The sequence below is a fragment of the Providencia sp. PROV116 genome (genome assembly GCF_028482485.1).
Lineage (GTDB): Bacteria > Pseudomonadota > Gammaproteobacteria > Enterobacterales > Enterobacteriaceae > Providencia > Providencia rettgeri.
Genome location: NZ_JAMPQO010000014.1, coordinates 1 through 17,793, shown reverse-complemented (window position 1 = coordinate 17,793; position 17,793 = coordinate 1). Strand labels below are relative to the sequence as shown.

14 protein-coding genes and 1 tRNA gene are annotated in these 17,793 nt (G+C 41.2%); 14 read left to right on the top strand and 1 reads right to left on the bottom strand.

The window, feature by feature from the left end:
• Nucleotides 1-70: 70 nt before the first annotated feature.
• Entirely contained in the window at nt 71-1,126 is a 1,056-nt protein-coding gene (gene dinB / locus PSE72_RS09900; protein ID WP_115166710.1) for a DNA polymerase IV, read from the top strand.
• A 210-nt stretch (nt 1,127-1,336) separates the two neighbouring features.
• Here dinB and pepD read toward each other — a convergent pair whose 3' ends face one another.
• Nucleotides 1,337-2,797 carry a beta-Ala-His dipeptidase gene (pepD, locus tag PSE72_RS09895; protein WP_004914088.1) on the bottom strand — a complete coding sequence of 487 codons (1,461 nt, stop codon included), beginning with the start codon at nt 2,795-2,797 and terminating at the stop codon, nt 1,337-1,339.
• Between the two features lie 435 nt (nt 2,798-3,232).
• Between pepD and gpt the strand changes: the two genes are divergently transcribed.
• The 13 genes from gpt to PSE72_RS09830 all read left to right on the top strand — a co-directional run bounded on the left by gpt (nt 3,233) and on the right by PSE72_RS09830 (nt 17,786).
• Entirely contained in the window at nt 3,233-3,697 is a 465-nt protein-coding gene (gene gpt / locus PSE72_RS09890; RefSeq protein WP_004914086.1) for a xanthine phosphoribosyltransferase, read from the top strand.
• A 184-nt stretch (nt 3,698-3,881) separates the two neighbouring features.
• Nucleotides 3,882-5,132 (top strand): esterase FrsA, encoded by a 1,251-nt coding sequence (gene frsA, locus PSE72_RS09885; protein ID WP_004914084.1) that lies wholly within the window; start codon nt 3,882-3,884, stop codon nt 5,130-5,132.
• 71 nt (nt 5,133-5,203) lie between these two features.
• Nucleotides 5,204-5,605: a sigma factor-binding protein Crl gene (gene crl / locus PSE72_RS09880; protein ID WP_109911974.1), complete on the top strand. Its 402-nt coding sequence runs from the start codon at nt 5,204-5,206 to the stop codon at nt 5,603-5,605.
• A gap of 116 nt (nt 5,606-5,721) precedes the next feature.
• The gene (proB, locus tag PSE72_RS09875; RefSeq protein WP_272690961.1) at nt 5,722-6,825 is read left to right on the top strand and encodes a glutamate 5-kinase; all 1,104 of its coding nucleotides are present in this window, start codon (nt 5,722-5,724) and stop codon (nt 6,823-6,825) included.
• A gap of 2 nt (nt 6,826-6,827) precedes the next feature.
• Nucleotides 6,828-8,081 carry a glutamate-5-semialdehyde dehydrogenase gene (gene proA, locus PSE72_RS09870; protein WP_115166711.1) on the top strand — a complete coding sequence of 418 codons (1,254 nt, stop codon included), beginning with the start codon at nt 6,828-6,830 and terminating at the stop codon, nt 8,079-8,081.
• A gap of 127 nt (nt 8,082-8,208) precedes the next feature.
• Nucleotides 8,209-8,706, top strand: a complete 498-nt coding sequence (gene aroL, locus PSE72_RS09865; RefSeq protein WP_004914075.1) for a shikimate kinase AroL — start codon at nt 8,209-8,211, stop codon at nt 8,704-8,706.
• Nucleotides 8,707-8,846: 140 nt separating this feature from the next.
• On the top strand, nt 8,847-10,994 hold the full coding sequence (gene aas, locus PSE72_RS09860) for a bifunctional acyl-ACP--phospholipid O-acyltransferase/long-chain-fatty-acid--ACP ligase (protein ID WP_115166712.1): 2,148 nt from the start codon (nt 8,847-8,849) through the stop codon (nt 10,992-10,994).
• A 1-nt stretch (nt 10,995) separates the two neighbouring features.
• Nucleotides 10,996-12,198 (top strand): lysophospholipid transporter LplT, encoded by a 1,203-nt coding sequence (lplT, locus tag PSE72_RS09855; protein ID WP_004914071.1) that lies wholly within the window; start codon nt 10,996-10,998, stop codon nt 12,196-12,198.
• 14 nt (nt 12,199-12,212) lie between these two features.
• Nucleotides 12,213-12,716, top strand: coding sequence for a nicotinamide-nucleotide amidase (gene pncC, locus PSE72_RS09850; RefSeq protein ID WP_196718531.1), 504 nt, complete (start codon nt 12,213-12,215; stop codon nt 12,714-12,716).
• Nucleotides 12,717-12,820: 104 nt separating this feature from the next.
• Nucleotides 12,821-13,888, top strand: coding sequence for a recombinase RecA (gene recA / locus PSE72_RS09845; RefSeq protein WP_004914068.1), 1,068 nt, complete (start codon nt 12,821-12,823; stop codon nt 13,886-13,888).
• A 326-nt stretch (nt 13,889-14,214) separates the two neighbouring features.
• Complete coding sequence (alaS, locus tag PSE72_RS09840; RefSeq protein WP_115166713.1) at nt 14,215-16,842, top strand: alanine--tRNA ligase; 2,628 nt, start codon at nt 14,215-14,217, stop codon at nt 16,840-16,842.
• Between the two features lie 228 nt (nt 16,843-17,070).
• Nucleotides 17,071-17,256: a carbon storage regulator CsrA gene (gene csrA, locus PSE72_RS09835; RefSeq protein WP_004264815.1), complete on the top strand. Its 186-nt coding sequence runs from the start codon at nt 17,071-17,073 to the stop codon at nt 17,254-17,256.
• A 437-nt stretch (nt 17,257-17,693) separates the two neighbouring features.
• Nucleotides 17,694-17,786 (top strand) — tRNA-Ser (locus PSE72_RS09830).
• The last annotated feature ends 7 nt before the right edge of the window (nt 17,787-17,793 follow it).

The window sequence follows — 17,793 nt, the reverse complement described above, 5'->3', positions numbered from 1 at the left end:
GTGACAATAATTGCATGGCTAATAAAAATACTGTATATTTAATCAGGTGTTTGATTGGCAGAGTTAACCCGTGCGTAAAATTATTCATATTGATATGGACTGCTTTTATGCAGCGATCGAAATGCGTGACGACCCAAGCCTTCGTAATGTCCCCATTGCAGTGGGGGGAAGCGCAGATCGCCGAGGCGTTATTAGTACTGCAAATTATGAAGCCCGTCGCTACGGTGTTCACAGTGCGATGTCTACTGCGATTGCACTTAGGCTTTGCCCTCACTTGAAAGTGGTTCCTGGGCATATGGCACTTTACAAAGAAACCTCCCTGTATATTCGAAAAATATTTGCTCGCTATACTGACCTCATAGAACCACTTTCTCTTGATGAAGCTTATTTGGATGTCACTGATTGTACGCAATTACATGGCTCTGCAACGCTAATTGCTAAGGCCATTCGCCAGCAAATCTTTGATGAACTGCAATTAACCGCTTCAGCGGGGATAGCGCCAATAAAATTTTTGGCGAAAATAGCTTCAGATATGAATAAACCCAATGGCCAATTCGTGATCACGCCGCAAAATATGGATCAATTTATTCTTAGCTTGCCCCTTAAAAAAATTCCTGGCGTGGGTAAGGTAACCGCTCAGAAATTAGCGGATATGGGGTTACTCACTTGTGCTGACGTCCAAAAATATGATGTTGTTACATTGGTTAAAAGCATGGGTAAATTCGGGCAGGTACTTTGGGATCGATGCCATGGTATCGATGAGCGTGCTATTAACCCTGATAGACTCAGAAAGTCGGTAGGGGTTGAACGCACCCTTGCAGAAGATATATATCAATGGAGCGATTGTCTTCCTCTGCTTGATAAACTCTATGACGAACTACAATTACGTCTAGCGAAGGTAAAACCAGATCTGCGTATTGCTCGTCAAGGTGTAAAATTTAAATTTGCAGACTTTCAGCAAACAACACAAGAACACGTATACCCAATTCTTAATAAACAAGATTTAGTCCAGATAGCGAAACAAGTTTGGGATAATCGCCGCTTAGGGCGTGGTGTTCGGTTAGTTGGTTTGCATGTGATGCTGCAAAGCCCGCAGCTTGAAAGGCAATTATTACTTGAATTATAAAAAACACCCATCGCATGATGGGTGTTTGAGGTTGTTAACAAAGCGGGATAAAAGCGTGGTTTTTCCCGCTTTGTGTTATCAGACGAAAATCAATGATTTGATTTTCCTCATTTATTTTCAAAACCTATTAGACTTGCCGCCAAACATAATATGTTTATCAGCAGTGTGAAACACCCATCGCATGATGGGTGTTTCATAACAATTAATTGCTTATTCTTTGACTGGAATTGCTTTTAAAACCGCAGTTAATAATTTCCAATACTCTCCAACGCTTGCAATGTGTACACGTTCATCAGGGGAGTGTGCACCGCGAATAGTTGGCCCAATTGAAACCATATCCATGTCTGGGTAAGGTTTTTTGAATAGACCACACTCAAGGCCTGCGTGGATCACCATGACATTAGGGATTTTACCGAACAGCTTGTTGTAGGTATCGCTGACTAAATGCATTACTGGTGAGTCTGCATCTGGTTGCCAACCTGGGTAGCTACCCTCTGCACGGTATTGGGCTTGTGCTAATTTACTGATAGATGTCAGCATGTTAACAACGTAGTTTTTACCGCTATCGATAAGTGAACGAACAAGGAAGATAATTTCTGCTTTATCTTCAGTTAGGCGTACAACACCTTCATTAAGTGACGTTTCAACCACGCCAATGGCAACATCACTCATGCGGATCACACCGTTTGGCGCCGCATTTAAGAAGAAAACAAAACGTTTTTGGCAGTCATCAGAAAGTGCTTTTAATTCGCTTTGCGTTTCATCTAGTAGCAGAACAAGGTTAGGCTCAACGACGGCTAGTTCATTTTTCAGAATATCTTCATAACGAGCTCTTAGGGCAGTTAACTCCGCGACTTTGTTCGCAGGAACGGCAATAATGGCGTAAGCTTCCCGAGGAATGGCGTTACGAACAGTACCACCTCTGAAATCTAATAGTTTTAGGTTTAAATCTTCTGCGTGGCCAGCTAGAAAACGTGCTAACAGCTTATTGGCATTACCTAAGCCTAAATGTACATCACCACCAGAGTGCCCACCTTTTAGGCCTTTTAGGGTCATTGTGAAGGTTTTATAGCCTTGTGGTAATGCTTCACGCGTCAGGTCAAACGTAGAGGTAAAGTCAACCCCACCAGCACAACCCATGTAAATTTCACCTTCTTCTTCTGAGTCGGTGTTAATCAGAATATCGGCTTGTAACCAGCCTGCTTTCAAGCCAAACGCACCTTCCATGCCGGCTTCTTCAGTCATGGTCAGAAGAACTTCCATTGGCCCATGCTCAACACTATCATCAGCAAGAACAGCCAACGCAGAAGCTAAGCCAATGCCGTTATCAGCACCTAAAGTGGTTCCTTCAGCGGTGACCCATTCACCATTAACATATGGACGAATTGGATCTGTTTTAAAGTCATGTACCGTGTCGTTATTTTTCTGTGGCACCATGTCTAAGTGAGCTTGTAAAACAACGCCTTTGCGGTTTTCATAACCAGGGGTTGCAGGTTTACGGATCAGAATATTACCCACTTCATCACGTTCAACGTGAAAGCCTTTTTGTTTTGACCAATCAACAATATGTGCGGCTAAGGCTTCTTCGTGGTATGAAGGGTGCGGGATAGAACAGATTTTCGCGAAGATGTCCCATAGTGGTTGGGGGGATAATATAGCAAGTTCAGACACGTTTTTCTCCTTTTCCCGTCATATTTTGAGTTGTAGCGTTGTTGGCTTCACTCGTAAACCCTAGTCACATACTTATGTATGCTCCTAGGGATTTTCTCATTTGCCGCCTAGCCACAACCCAAATTATTTAGGGAAAATATTTAATTTCCTTGGGGTATGGCATCACTAGTTTTATTGACTGAGCAACTCAAATTACCTCAGAGATTTTTAGTTGAGTTATGTTAGTTACTAGCTTGATATGCAAAATTAAATGATGCATTGCTGATAAACTCAGGATAACACTTTCTTTTGAGCAATGGACAGTGTAAATGATAATAATTAATGTCGAATGGTGCTTTTTACTGGTTTTTAACCGGCCAAATCACTATAATCTCGCGCAACCTTTTTTCCGCAAGACACATTTCAGATTTACTCAGCAGTCGGGACCCGAATTTTATGAGCGAAAAATATGTCGTAACGTGGGATATGTTGCAAATACATGCCCGTAAACTCGCACAACGTTTATTACCAGTAGAGCAATGGACCGGTATTATCGCGGTTAGCCGTGGTGGCCTTGTTCCTGGAGCACTTCTAGCACGCGAACTTGGTATTCGTAACGTTGACACCGTTTGTATTTCTAGCTATGACCATGACAACCAGCGCGAATTAACCGTGATTAAACGTGCTGAAGGTGATGGTGAAGGCTATATTGTCATTGATGATTTGGTGGATACAGGCGGCACAGCTCAAGCTATCCGTAACATGTACCCTAAAGCCCACTTTGTTACTATTTTTGCAAAACCTGCAGGGCGTCCATTAGTGGATGACTACGTAGTTGATATTCCACAAGACACATGGATCGAACAGCCATGGGATATGGGCGTCGTTTTTGTTAAACCATTGTGTGAACAAGATAAATAAATCTGTGTTTTACGCGAGCTTTAGGTAAAAACATTGTAATTATAAAGTGTTATAGAATTTATTGATTGCAAAAACACATTAATACCTAAAATTTTTAAGCTAAACACGATATAATTTGGGGAGTGCATTTTTGCATTCCCTTTATTTTTGGCCAAATTCAACTCTGATAGACAAGGAAATAGGGATGACTCAGCAAAACCTTTCAGAAAAACTTTTCAAACCTAAAGTCAGACAAGTTGAAACGTCAACATTAGTCTCTTATTCATCTCAAACAATTTCTCAAATTAAAGAACATAGTGTGTTAAGTGGGTCTCACCATGCGGGGTGGTACCGTATGATTAACCGCTTAATGTGGATTTGGCGGGGAATAGACGCCTTAGAAATTGAAGAGGTGCTAAGCCGTATTGCTATCTCAGATGCTGAGCGTAGTGATGATAATTTATTGGATACAGTCATTGGTAATCGTCGTGGAAACTGGTGTTTTGAATGGTCCCAGCAAGCCATGCATTGGCAGCAAAAAGCGTTAGAGTTTGAAAAAGGTGCAGAAGCAGGGGATGCTTGGTTGCGTTCTGCTAATTTGTACAGCATTGCAGCTTATCCTTTTATTAAAGGTGACGAGCTGGCTGACCAAGCTATTTTGTTGGCTTGTAAAGCGTATGATAGCGCAGCAAAATTTTCTCAATATCGCTTAAAGAAAATTCCATTTAAAGTTGATGGTGGAAAAGAAGTCTGTGGCTTTTTACATATTCCTTCACATGGTCAAGGGCCTTACCCGACCGTGATGATTTGCGGCATGTTAGATAGCTTACAAATTGATTTTTGCCGCTATTTTCGTGACTACCTCGAGCCTCTCGGTATTGCGATGCTAACACTGGATATGCCATCTATTGGTTATTCGGTAAAACAAAAGCTTACACAGGAAACAAGCACCCTACATGAGCAAATTGTTCGCCAGATTGGGGATATCGCTTGGATTGACCACACGCGTTTTGGTATCGTGGGTATGCGTTTTGGCGCAAATATAGCATTAAGATTAGCTTATATGTGTCCAGATAAGATTAAAGCAGTCGCTGTCATAGGGCCAATTGTGCACAGTTTATTGCATGAAGAGAAATATCAGCAGGATATTCCTCGAATGGTTCTGGATGTGTTCGCCAGTCGTTTGGGTATTTATCAAGTTGATGGCTCTGCTTTACGCCATGAGTTAAGTTGTTATTCACTTAAAAATCAAGGGCTTTTAGGGCGACGCAGTAAAGTCCCAATGTTATCGGTTAGCCTCAAAGATGATATTTATAGCCCTAAAGCCGAATCTGATTTAATTCGACGCTCTTCGATGGATGCTGATACGATAATGCTACCAAGCCAGCCTGTTTTTGCTAATTTTGAAAAGGCGTTAAGTGAAACTACTAATTGGTTAAAAGCAAAAATACTTTAATTTTATTTAATAACTTGCTTATTTTTACCCATTTGTTAAAAAGGGATCTTCCCAAGAAGGAGATCCTTAACATGGCTTTACCGACTGATTACTCAAATGGAAAGTATTTAAAGAAGTTTGCTTCGATAGGACCTTATTTACGTGAAAAACAATGTTTAAATGGCTGTTATATATTTGATAGCCTCGTTGTTTGCGTGAATGCAAATATTGCCCCAGAAAAACGCGAATTTTGGGGGTGGTGGCTAAAATTGGTAGCAACTGATAAGGGCTTTGAATTTATTTATCATTTTGGCCTATACAACAGTCATGGTAGTTGGCAAGTCAAAGCACTAAAAGATGCGGCAACCATTGAAGCGACCGAGCAAAATTTAGTGTCATTTCACCAAGCCCTTGCAAAACAATTATCTGAACTTGAGTTAAGCCTCTTTCCCTCCCCGCTAATGGCAGAATTAAAACTGGAATTAAGCGCATAAATTTGTTTTAAACCAACTTTTGTTGAATTTTGCGTTATGCTTGTTGGCATAACGCGCTTCTCCTGATAAAAATGATACCTACTTTTTGGTTTATTAATCCTAATGGCAGAAAAATGATGAAAAATAGCCAGACGCTGGTAGTTAAATTAGGGACCAGTGTATTAACAGGGGGCTCGCGCCGTTTAAATCAAGCTCATATTGTTGAGCTTGTCAGGCAATGCGCGCAGCAATATGAAAAAGGGCATCGCATTATTATTGTGACTTCTGGGGCAATTGCCGCGGGTCGCGAACATTTAAATTACCCCGAACTGCCGGCTACCATAGCATCTAAACAGTTGCTTGCGGCGGTCGGTCAAAGTCGTTTAATTCAGTTATGGGAACGGTTATTCTCCATTTATGGTATTCATATCGGGCAAATGTTACTAACACGAGCCGATTTAGAAGACAGAGAACGTTTCTTAAATGCACGAGATACCTTGCAAGCTCTGTTAGATAACGGAATCATTCCAGTTATTAATGAAAATGATGCCGTTGCTACCGCAGAAATTAAAGTCGGTGATAATGACAATCTATCCGCTTTGGCCGCGATTCTTGGCGATGCCGACAAACTGCTATTACTCACGGATATAGAAGGCTTATATGATGCTGACCCACGCAGTAATCCAAATGCAAAATTGATATCCGAAGTGTATGGTATCAATGATGAACTTCGTGAAATGGCGGGGGGAAGCGTTAGCGGGTTAGGAACCGGTGGAATGGCAACTAAATTACAAGCAGCAGATGTCGCGGGCCGCGCAGGAATTGATGTTATCATTGCAGCAGGCAATAAACCCGATGTTATTAATGCGGTTATTGAAAATCTTCCAGTTGGTACCCGTTTTTATGGGCAAAAAAATCCAATGGAAAATCGTAAACGTTGGATTTTCGGTGCTCCAGCCGCTGGGGATGTCTACATTGATGATGGTGCACAACTGGCAATTATGGAAAAAGGGAGTTCATTGTTGCCAAAAGGAATTAAAAAGATTGAAGGCGATTTCTCTCGAGGCGCAGTGATCCGTATTCGTAATATGGCAGGAAAAGACCTAGCTCATGGGGTCAGCCATTATAACAGTGATGCACTGAGAATGATTGCTGGGCACCATTCACAAGAAATCAGTAAAATACTTGGTTATGAACACGGTTCTGTGGCTGTTCATCGTGATGATATGATAGTGAGTTAATTATGTTAGAGACAATGGGTAAGGCAGCAAGAGTTGCTTCATGGCAATTAGCTCAGTTAAGTACCAAACAAAAAAATGCAGCACTATTACAAATTGCAGATCTACTAGAACAAGATAATGCAGTTATACTGGCAGCGAATCAAAAAGACATGGCGCAGGCAAAAGCAAGCGGTATGAGTGAGGCGTTACAAGACCGATTATTATTGACGCCAGAGCGTTTAAAAAGTATTGCTGATGATGTCAGAAAAGTATGTCAATTAGCTGATCCTGTTGGGCAAATCATTGATGGAAGCCAATTGGATAGCGGTTTAAATTTACAACGTCGCCGTGTTCCATTGGGAGTTGTTGGCGTTATTTATGAAGCTCGCCCTAATGTTACCGTTGATGTGGCTTCGTTATGTTTAAAAACAGGTAATGCGGTCATTTTGCGTGGCGGGAAAGAGACGCATCATACTAACCTTGCTGTAGTGGAAGTTATTCAAAAAGCATTGGAAAATAGCGGCTTGCCAGCAGATGCCGTACAAGCTATTAATAATCCGGACCGTGAATTAGTTGCACAATTACTCAAATTAGATCGTTACATTGATATGCTAATCCCTCGTGGCGGTGCAGGGTTACATAAATTATGTCGTGAGCAATCCACGATCCCGGTAATTACCGGGGGAATTGGCGTTTGCCATACATTTGTTGATAAATCGGTGGATTTTAATAAAGCCATTGATGTGATTATTAATGCGAAAGTTCAGCGCCCAAGTGCCTGTAATTCACTTGAAACATTATTAGTTCATAAAGAGATTGCGACTGAGTTCCTACCGTTTTTAAGTGAAAAAATGGCGCAGCAACAAGTCACACTGCATGCGAGTAAAAAAGCACTTCCATTACTAAAACAAGGCCCAGCGAAAATTGTTGATGTAAAACCTGAAAACCTTGTCGATGAGTGGTTATCACTGGATCTTAACGTAGAAATTGTGGATGACATTGACGCAGCTATTGACCATATTCGCCAGTATGGTACTGCGCATTCTGATGCTATCTTGACAGAATCTATTCATCAAGCTGGCTATTTTGTTCAATGTGTAGATTCAGCAGCGGTATATGTTAATGCAAGCACTCGCTTTACTGATGGTGGGCAGTTTGGTTTAGGTGCAGAGGTCGCAGTAAGTACGCAGAAATTACACTCACGTGGCCCTATGGGGTTAGATGCACTAACAACGTATAAATGGATCGGATATGGCGACTTTTTGAGTCGTCCATAATGAGTAAAAATGATGAGATAGCCACACTTGTGTGGCTTTCTTTTTTTATTTGTCTAATTAGGCAATTTATCATAAGCAAATTTGTAATCAGTATTGCTTAGTATTCATGATGATGGGATGAAATTTAATGTTTTACATTATCGGTCCAAGAGGTTCGGGTAAAACCACAATTGGTAAAAAATTTGCAGAATCTAAAGGCTATCAATTTGTTGATACAGATAAATTGGTTTTAGAAAAAGCAGGAAAAAGTATCGCTGAAATTGTTGAACAGCACGGTTGGGATTACTTTCGTCAGCTAGAAACTGACGTCCTTAAGTCGATTAAGCAAAATAATATGATTGTTTCTACTGGCGGAGGCCTGGTTCTCGCAGAAGAAAATCAGCAAATTATGCGTAATAACGGCACTGTTATTTATTTAAATACCCATCCTGAAGTTTTAGCAAAACGCCTTGCAGCAGAGCCACAAGCGGATCAACGACCAAGTTTGACCGGGAAATCTTTAATTGAAGAAATTGAAGAAGTGATGCAACAAAGGGAACCTATCTACCGTGCGACTGCTCACCATATTATTGATGCTGCGCAGCCTGTCGACGATATCATCGCACAACTTAATGATTTAACTTAAACTAATGACTAATAAGCCTGCGGTGTTTTCGGAATATACTAATTAGAGCAAAGGGAGTAGCTCAGTAAGATAGATGTCACTAAAGGTATAGTTGTATCACACAAATATATAAAAATATAATCATAGTATAGGGACTCATTATGTTGGCAAAGATAGTCAAAACAGTACTTAAATTTTTGTTTCGCGTGCAAGTTATTGGCGATGCGAAAGAGTTTAATCAAGATAAATGTTTGATTACACCTAATCATGTTTCTTTCCTTGATGGTGTATTAATCGCACTTTTCTTACCTGTTAAACCTGTATTTGCTGTTTATTCAACATTTGCCACACCAAAAATGGTGAAGCGCCTTAAGCCCTATGCAGATATTGTCCCTCTTGATCCTGCCAACCCTCTAGGTATTCGTCATCTAGTTAAAGAGGTAGAAAAAGGGCGCCCGATAGTTATTTTTCCAGAAGGCCGAATTTCGGTTCATGGCTCTTTAATGAAAATATACGAAGGAGCGGCTTTTGTGGCCGCAAAGTCCGGAGCAAAAGTTGTTCCTATTCGTATAGAAGGGGCTCAATATAGCCATTTTGGGCGTCTGAAAGGCATTTTTCCATTAAAATGGTTTCCGAAGATCACATTGCATATCTTGCCGGCACAAGCTATCCCAATGCCTGAAGCACCTAAGGCTGTAGAGCGTCGAGCTCTGGCTGGTGAACACCTGTATCAAATCATGAAATCTGCTCGTATGTCTTGTTTACCACAAGTCACATTAGTTGAAGAATTTATTCAAAGTGTTCAGTTTTTTGGGCGCCGTACGCCTTGTATCGAGGACATCGCATTTAAAGAAGACTCATATCAATCCCTATTGAAAAAAACCTTAGGGGTTGGTCGTATTATTGAACGCTATACACATGAAAATGAAAGAGTTGGCCTATTATTGCCAAATGCGACAGTCACCGCGGCTGCAATTTTCGGTGCTTTAATGAGAGGCCGAGTACCTGCTATGCTCAATTACACAGCGGGCAGTCACGGTATTAGTAACGCGTTAAAAGCCTCTGCAGCGAAAGTAGTCTTTACTTCGCGCCAATTTTTGGAAAAAGGCAACTTAACGCATATTCCAGAACAAGTGCCAGAAGCAAGTTGGATTTATCTTGAAGATTTAAAAGATACGGTAACATGGCAAGATAAATTATGGATTATTAAACACTTATTCAACCCTAAAAAAGCCATTCTTCCCCGTAAACCGTCTGATGAAGCCGTTGTTTTATTCACATCTGGTTCTGAAGGTACACCAAAAGGTGTTGTTCACAGCCATGCTAGCTTGATGGCAAACGTAGAACAAATAAAAACGATCGCTGATTTCACCCCACGTGACCGTTTTATGTCGTCACTGCCGTTATTTCACGCATTTGGTTTGACGGTTGGTTTATTTATCCCTCTATTTTCAGGAAGCCGAGTTTTCCTTTATCCAAGCCCATTGCATTACCGAGTCATTCCTGAATTAGTCTATGACAAAAACTGCACCGTATTATTCGGAACATCAACCTTTTTAGGCAACTACGCACGGTTTGCTCATCAGTATGATTTCGCACGTTTACGTTATGTGGTTGCCGGTGCAGAAAAATTATCGGATAAAACGAAAAAAATCTGGTTTGATAAATTTGGCATCCGAATTCTTGAAGGTTATGGGGTCACTGAATGTGCACCAATTGTATCAATCAATGTCCCTATGGCCGCGAAAGAAGGTTCTGTTGGGCAAATTTTACCTGAAATGGAAGCGCGAATTATTCCAATTTCCGGAATTGAACAAGGTGGCAAATTACAGCTTAAAGGCCCAAATATTATGAAAGGGTATTTGCGCGTTGAAGCCCCAGGCGTCCTTGAAACACCACAAGCTGAAAATGCACAAGGTGAAATAGAGGAAGGTTGGTACGACACTGGTGATATCGTTGAATTAGACCATAAAAATTTCTGTACTATAAAAGGCCGTGTTAAACGTTTTGCTAAACTTGCAGGCGAAATGGTTTCCCTCGAAAGTATCGAGCAAATGGTGGCATCTCTTTCTCCCAATGCAAATCACGGTGTGGTTACAAAGCCAGATAGCAGTAAAGGTGAAGCGCTTGTTTTGTTCACAACAGATAAAGAATTAGACCGTAGCGCATTATCCAGTGCAGCCAAAAGCAAAGGGTTAACCGAGTTAGCGGTTCCACGCGATATTCGTTTTGTTAAAGAGTTGCCAGTGCTAGGTAGTGGTAAAACGGATTTTGTTACATTAAAGCAAATGGCATTAAAGGATGAATAATATGCAAGAAAGCACTTCCAATTCACCGCTAATGAGCCGAGGTATGAAAGCAGTACTGGCTTCACAGTTCCTCTCTGCATTTGCGGATAATGCATTATTATTTGCCATATTAGCCCAGCTCAAAGCCGAATTTTACCCCGAGTGGAGTCACCCTATCTTGCAAATGGTGTTTGTTTTTACTTACATCATTTTAGCGCCATTTGTTGGGCAAATCGCGGATAGGTTTTCAAAAGGCCGAGTGATGTTGTTTTCTAACATCTTTAAATTTATTGGAGCACTAGGGATTTGTTTTGGCCTAAACCCATTCCTTTGCTATGGGTTAGTGGGGATTGGTGCAGCATCCTATTCACCGGCTAAATACGGTATTCTCGGTGAACTCACTGGCGGCGATAACCTTGTTAAGGCCAATGGTGTGATGGAGGCTTCAACAATTGCAGCCATTTTAGTGGGGTCAGTTGTCGGAGGAATGCTGTCCGATATTAACTTAATCTTAGCGTTAGGTACATGCGCTGCACTGTATGCGTTAGCCGTTATTGCGAATTTTTTCATCCCACACTTAGCTGCGGCGAGGCCTGGAAAAGGTTGGGATCTTAAGCTGTTGATGGCGTCTTTTTTCAGTGCTTGCCGTGTGCTATGGGCGAATCAAGAGAGTCGTTTTTCACTAGTCGGAACTAGCTTGTTCTGGGGAGCCGGGGTAACGTTGCGTTTTCTGCTCGTTGCATGGGTGCCTGTAGCGTTGGGGTTACAAGACAACACCACACCAACCATTCTAAATGCGATGGTTGCGGTGGGGATAGTCGCAGGTGCGGGGCTTGCTGCCAAATTTATTACCTTAAAAACGGTTTATCGATGCATCCCTGCGGGAGTTATTATAGGTGTGATGGTAGTGTTACTTTCCTTGCAAACTAACATTATTCCATCCTATTTTATTTTAATTATCCTTGGGATTTTTGGCGGTTTATTTGTCGTTCCATTGAATGCATTATTGCAAGAAAAAGGGAAGGAAACCGTTGGCGCAGGGAATGCGATCGCCGTACAAAATTTAGGTGAAAATAGTGCAATGCTGATTATGTTAGGCTTGTACTCACTCGCTATCAAAGCAGGTTTATCCGTTGTGAATGCAGGTATTGGTTTTGGTGCTGTATTTGCAATTGCGATTGCGGGTTTATGGGTTTGGGATCGCGCTCGTAAAAAAATGGCATAAAGGTAGATAGCATCATGATAGATGAGAAACGGCTTGAAACACTGAGTATTCAGATTGGACTGAAACTGAAAGAACAGGGTAAAACAGTCACAACCGCTGAGTCTTGTACTGGGGGCTGGGTTGCGAAGGTTTTAACCGATATCTCGGGTAGCTCAGATTACTTTCAGCGCGGTTTTGTGACATACAGTAATGAAGCAAAGCATCAAATGATTGGTGTTAAGAGCGAGTCTTTACAACGGTATGGCGCTGTAAGCCAACAAGTTGTTACTGAAATGGCGGAAGGCGCTTTGCTAGAAGCTTGTGCAGATTTCGCTGTTTCAGTTAGTGGAATTGCAGGCCCTGGGGGCGGTAGTATAGAAAAACCTGTTGGTACGGTATGGTTTGGTTTTGCGCAAAAACAGGCAGACCAAACGGTATTTGTCACAACACAACATAGAGTGTTTCAAGGAAACCGAAACGAAGTTCGTTTTCAATCAACAGTTTATATACTTGAAACACTTTTAAAGCAGTTAAATTAAAAATTTTCTTGATACTGTATGATTATACAGTATAATCAATTTCAACAAACCGAATTCAATCGTTTTATTTGCAGTGGTCAAATCATTGCACTTAGGGAGTAAACATGGCTATTGATGAAAACAAACAAAAAGCACTTGCAGCAGCATTAGGCCAAATTGAAAAGCAATTTGGTAAAGGTTCCATTATGCGTCTTGGTGAAGACCGCTCTATGGATGTTGAAACTATCTCAACAGGCTCCTTATCCCTTGATGTTGCATTGGGTGCTGGTGGCTTGCCACTAGGTCGTATTGTTGAAATCTACGGCCCTGAATCCTCAGGTAAAACAACACTAACCCTGCAAGTTATTGCAGCAGCACAACGTAGCGGTAAAACGTGTGCTTTCATCGATGCTGAACACGCTTTAGACCCTATCTATGCTAAAAAATTAGGCGTCGATATCGATAACTTACTGTGTTCTCAACCTGATACCGGTGAACAAGCGCTAGAAATTTGTGATGCATTAACTCGCTCAGGTGCGGTTGATGTAATCATCGTTGACTCCGTTGCTGCGTTAACACCAAAAGCAGAAATTGAAGGTGAAATTGGTGATTCACATATGGGCTTAGCTGCTCGTATGATGAGCCAAGCAATGCGTAAGTTAGCGGGTAACTTAAAAACATCTAATACCCTACTGATCTTTATCAACCAAATTCGTATGAAGATTGGTGTTATGTTTGGTAACCCAGAAACAACAACGGGTGGTAATGCATTAAAATTTTATGCATCTGTTCGTTTAGATATCCGTCGTATTGGTGCAGTGAAAAATGGCGAGGAAATCGTCGGTAGTGAAACTCGTGTTAAAGTGGTGAAAAACAAAGTTGCAGCACCATTTAAACAAGCTGAATTCCAAATTTTGTATGGTGAAGGTATTAATACCTTCGGCGAGTTAATTGATTTGGGTGTAAAACACAAATTAATTGAAAAAGCAGGGGCTTGGTATAGCTATAACGGCGATAAAATTGGCCAAGGTAAAGCTAATTCAACAAATTATTTAAAAGAGCACCCTGAAGTCGCTCAAGAAATTGATACCAAACTGCGTGAAATGTTATTAAACCACACTGGTGAATTTAGCAGTGCGGCAACAGATTTTATCAATGATTCTGATGAAGAAGAAACACCAGAAGAATTTTAATATCAATCTAGTTTATTGATTAGCAAGTAAATTATAGGCGCTCCGCTGATGTGGTTGCGCCTGTTTTGTTTTAAACCTATTACATTAATAGTTTATTGAACAGTTTTTCTGTGGAAAAATACACCAGTGCAAGGTATAAACATACTTTCAGAAAATATCTAGACGCTTTACAATGAAAGCTGCGAATGGATGTATCTATATTTTACTTCTGCACAAAGAGACTTTATCTTATCAGTCACTTTTTAATCGGAGAGTTGATTAGAGGTGATGTTACATTCCATCTCAACAATTCGTAATTCTGTTTCCAGCTTGATATCGGGATAAATATGAGTAAAAGCACCGCTGAGATCCGTCAAGCGTTTCTCGACTTTTTTCATACAAAAGGTCATCAAGTGGTCTCTAGTAGTTCACTAGTGCCAAATAATGACCCTACACTATTGTTCACAAACGCAGGGATGAACCAGTTCAAAGATGTATTTCTTGGTCTGGATAAAAGAGCATATTCCCGAGCGACAACCGCGCAGCGCTGTGTGCGCGCGGGTGGTAAACATAACGACTTAGAAAATGTGGGCTATACCGCTCGCCACCATACATTTTTTGAAATGTTAGGCAATTTTAGCTTTGGCGATTACTTTAAGCATGACGCAATCCGTTTTGCTTGGGAATTATTGACTAGCGAAGAATGGTTTAACTTACCAAAAGAAAGGCTGTGGGTGACCGTTTACGCAACTGATGATGAAGCCTATGACATTTGGAACAAAGAAATTGGTGTTCCAGTTGAGCGTATTATTCGTATCGGTGATAACAAGGGCGCGCCATATGCGTCAGATAACTTCTGGCAGATGGGTGATACCGGTCCTTGTGGCCCATGTACCGAGATTTTCTATGATCATGGTGACCACATATGGGGTGGACCTCCAGGAAGCCCAGAAGAAGACGGTGATCGTTATATTGAAATTTGGAACTTGGTCTTCATGCAATTTAACCGTCAGTCTGACGGGACAATGGAGCCTCTGCCAAAACCTTCAGTCGATACAGGAATGGGCTTAGAGCGTATTTCTGCAGTATTGCAGCACGTTAATTCAAACTATGAAATTGATATTTTCCGCGATCTCATCGCTGCTGCTGCTAATGCAACAGGTGCGACAGATTTAGAAAATAAATCATTACGTGTTATTGCTGACCATATTCGTTCTTGTGCATTCCTTGTTAGTGATGGTGTTATTCCATCAAATGAAGGCCGTGGTTATGTTCTGCGTCGCATTATCCGTCGTGCTGTTCGTCACGGTTATATGCTTGGTGCCAAAGATACCTTCTTCTATAAATTAGTGGCGCCACTGATTAACGTCATGGGGTCCGCGGCTGATGAACTTGGACGCCAGCAAGCAATGGTCGAAAAAGTTCTCAAGACCGAAGAAGAACAATTTGCTCGTACTTTAGAACGTGGTCTTCAATTATTAGATGAAGAGCTTGCCTCACTGAAAGGGGATACTCTGGACGGTGAAGCCGCATTCCGCTTATATGACACTTATGGCTTCCCAATCGATTTAACGGCAGATGTTTGCCGTGAACGCAATATTAAAGTCGACGAAGAAGGTTTTGAGCGAGCGATGGAGGACCAACGTCGTCGTGCGCGCGAATCCAGTGGTTTTGGGGCAGATTATAACTCTTTAATTAAAGTTGATAAGCGCAGTGAATTCTCCGGTTATCAATATGATGAGCAACAAGCTACTATTACTGCATTATATAAAGATGGCCAGCCTGTAGATAGCTTGAATGCTGGTGAAGAAGGCTTAGTTATACTAGACAAAACAGCATTTTACGCAGAGTCTGGTGGGCAAGTCGGTGATACTGGTTATTTAAATAATGATAGTGCGAGCTTTAAAGTTACTGACACGCAAAAATATGGTCAAGCGATTGGGCATATTGGTAAGGTTGAAGCGGGATCACTCGTTGTTAACCATAAAATTACCGCTTTCGTGGATAGCGCTAGACGTGATGCTATACGTTTAAATCACTCAGCAACGCACTTACTGCATGCGGCACTACGCCAAGTATTAGGTGACCATGTTTCTCAAAAGGGGTCATTGGTTAATGATAAATACTTGCGTTTTGATTTCTCTCATTTTGAGGCGATGACACAAGACCAACTACGCCAAGTAGAAGATATTGTGAATGCACAAATCCGTAAAAATTCAGAAATTGAAACCGAACTAATGGATTTAGAAGGTGCAAAAGCAAAAGGCGCTATGGCATTATTTGGTGAAAAATATGAAGAGCGTGTACGTGTTCTGAGTATGGGTGATTTTTCTATCGAATTATGTGGTGGTACCCATGCGCGTCGTACCGGAGATATTGGTTTATTCCGTATTCTGAGTGAATCGGGTACGGCTGCGGGTGTTCGTCGTATTGAAGCGACGACAGGCACTACAGCAATTGAAAGTATTCACAATCAATCAGAGCAACTTTCAGCAATTGCACACTTGGTTAAAGGTGATATGAATAGCCTTGTCGAGAAAGTGAAAGCGGCATTAGATAAATCTCGCCAGCTCGAAAAAGAAATTGTGCAACTAAAAGATCAACAAGCATCTCAAGAAAGTGCTTCACTAAGTAGCAAAGCGAAAGACGTGAAAGGCATCAAATTATTAGTGACTCAATTAGGAGATACTGATCCTAAGTTGTTGAGAACTATGGTTGATGACCTTAAAAATCAGTTGAAATCAGCGATTATCGTGCTTTCAACAACAAGTGGTGATAAAGTCAGTATGATTGTTGGGGTGACTAATGATTTAACTGCTAAAGTTAAAGCAGGTGACTTGATTTCCCACATTGCAGGTCAGGTTGGTGGTAAAGGTGGTGGCCGCCCAGACATGGCTCAAGCAGGAGGTACTGACGTTAACGCATTACCTACTGCTATGGCGAGTGTCGAAGAATGGGTTGAAGCACGCCTGTAAGCACTTACAAAGTTGCCTCATTAAAAGATGAGGCAACTTTAATCTGTTGCGGCATTGTTAATGTATCGTTTGTAGTGCTATATTTTGCTTGTAAATAATTAGAATGCTTGTATTGATGGCATCAATGCTTTAGGTGAATGTCATTGCTTTACGTTTTCACGGTGTGTGATGGACAATAGCGGGGGATACCTAGAGACCCGACTCTTTTAATATTTCAAGGAGCAAAGAATGCTTATTCTGACTCGTCGAGTTGGTGAAACACTCATGATAGGCGATGAGGTAACAGTTACTGTATTGGGTGTCAAAGGCAACCAAGTTCGTATTGGTGTTAATGCGCCAAAAGAAGTTTCTGTTCACCGTGAAGAAATTTATCAACGGATCCAGGCTGAAAAGACTCAACCAGATAATCAATAATAATGAATAAGCGTCCAATGATTGACCACACAGCAAGAATGGGCGCTTGTCTTACTCATATTATATTCTAAAAATATCCTTTCATTTTTATACCTCTCTAGCATCAAACTCACATTATTGTTTAGTTTTCGGTTCTCTTGTTCTGAAATTTTGTTTCCTTTTGTTTGAAGTATAGGCTAATCAATCCTGTGAACACATTTTTATTCATTTGTAGAATAATTTTTTTCCAGTATTTTTGTTTATAAAGTTAGTGTCATAGGGGCTGAAATATATCTTTTTCGGTGTTAAACTAATCATCTTGCTTGTGAAATGTGCAAACAGACACCGGAATGCAAAAAGTTTGGAAAAATTGTTTGACTTCTAAGTCTAGGAAAGTAATATGTGCGCCACACAGCAACGAGATGTTTGAAAAAACAAATTGTGTGTAACTAAAATATGGTGAGGTGGCCGAGAGGCTGAAGGCGCTCCCCTGCTAAGGGAGTATGCGGTCAAAAGCTGCATCGAGGGTTCGAATCCCTCCCTCACCGCCATTTTAGA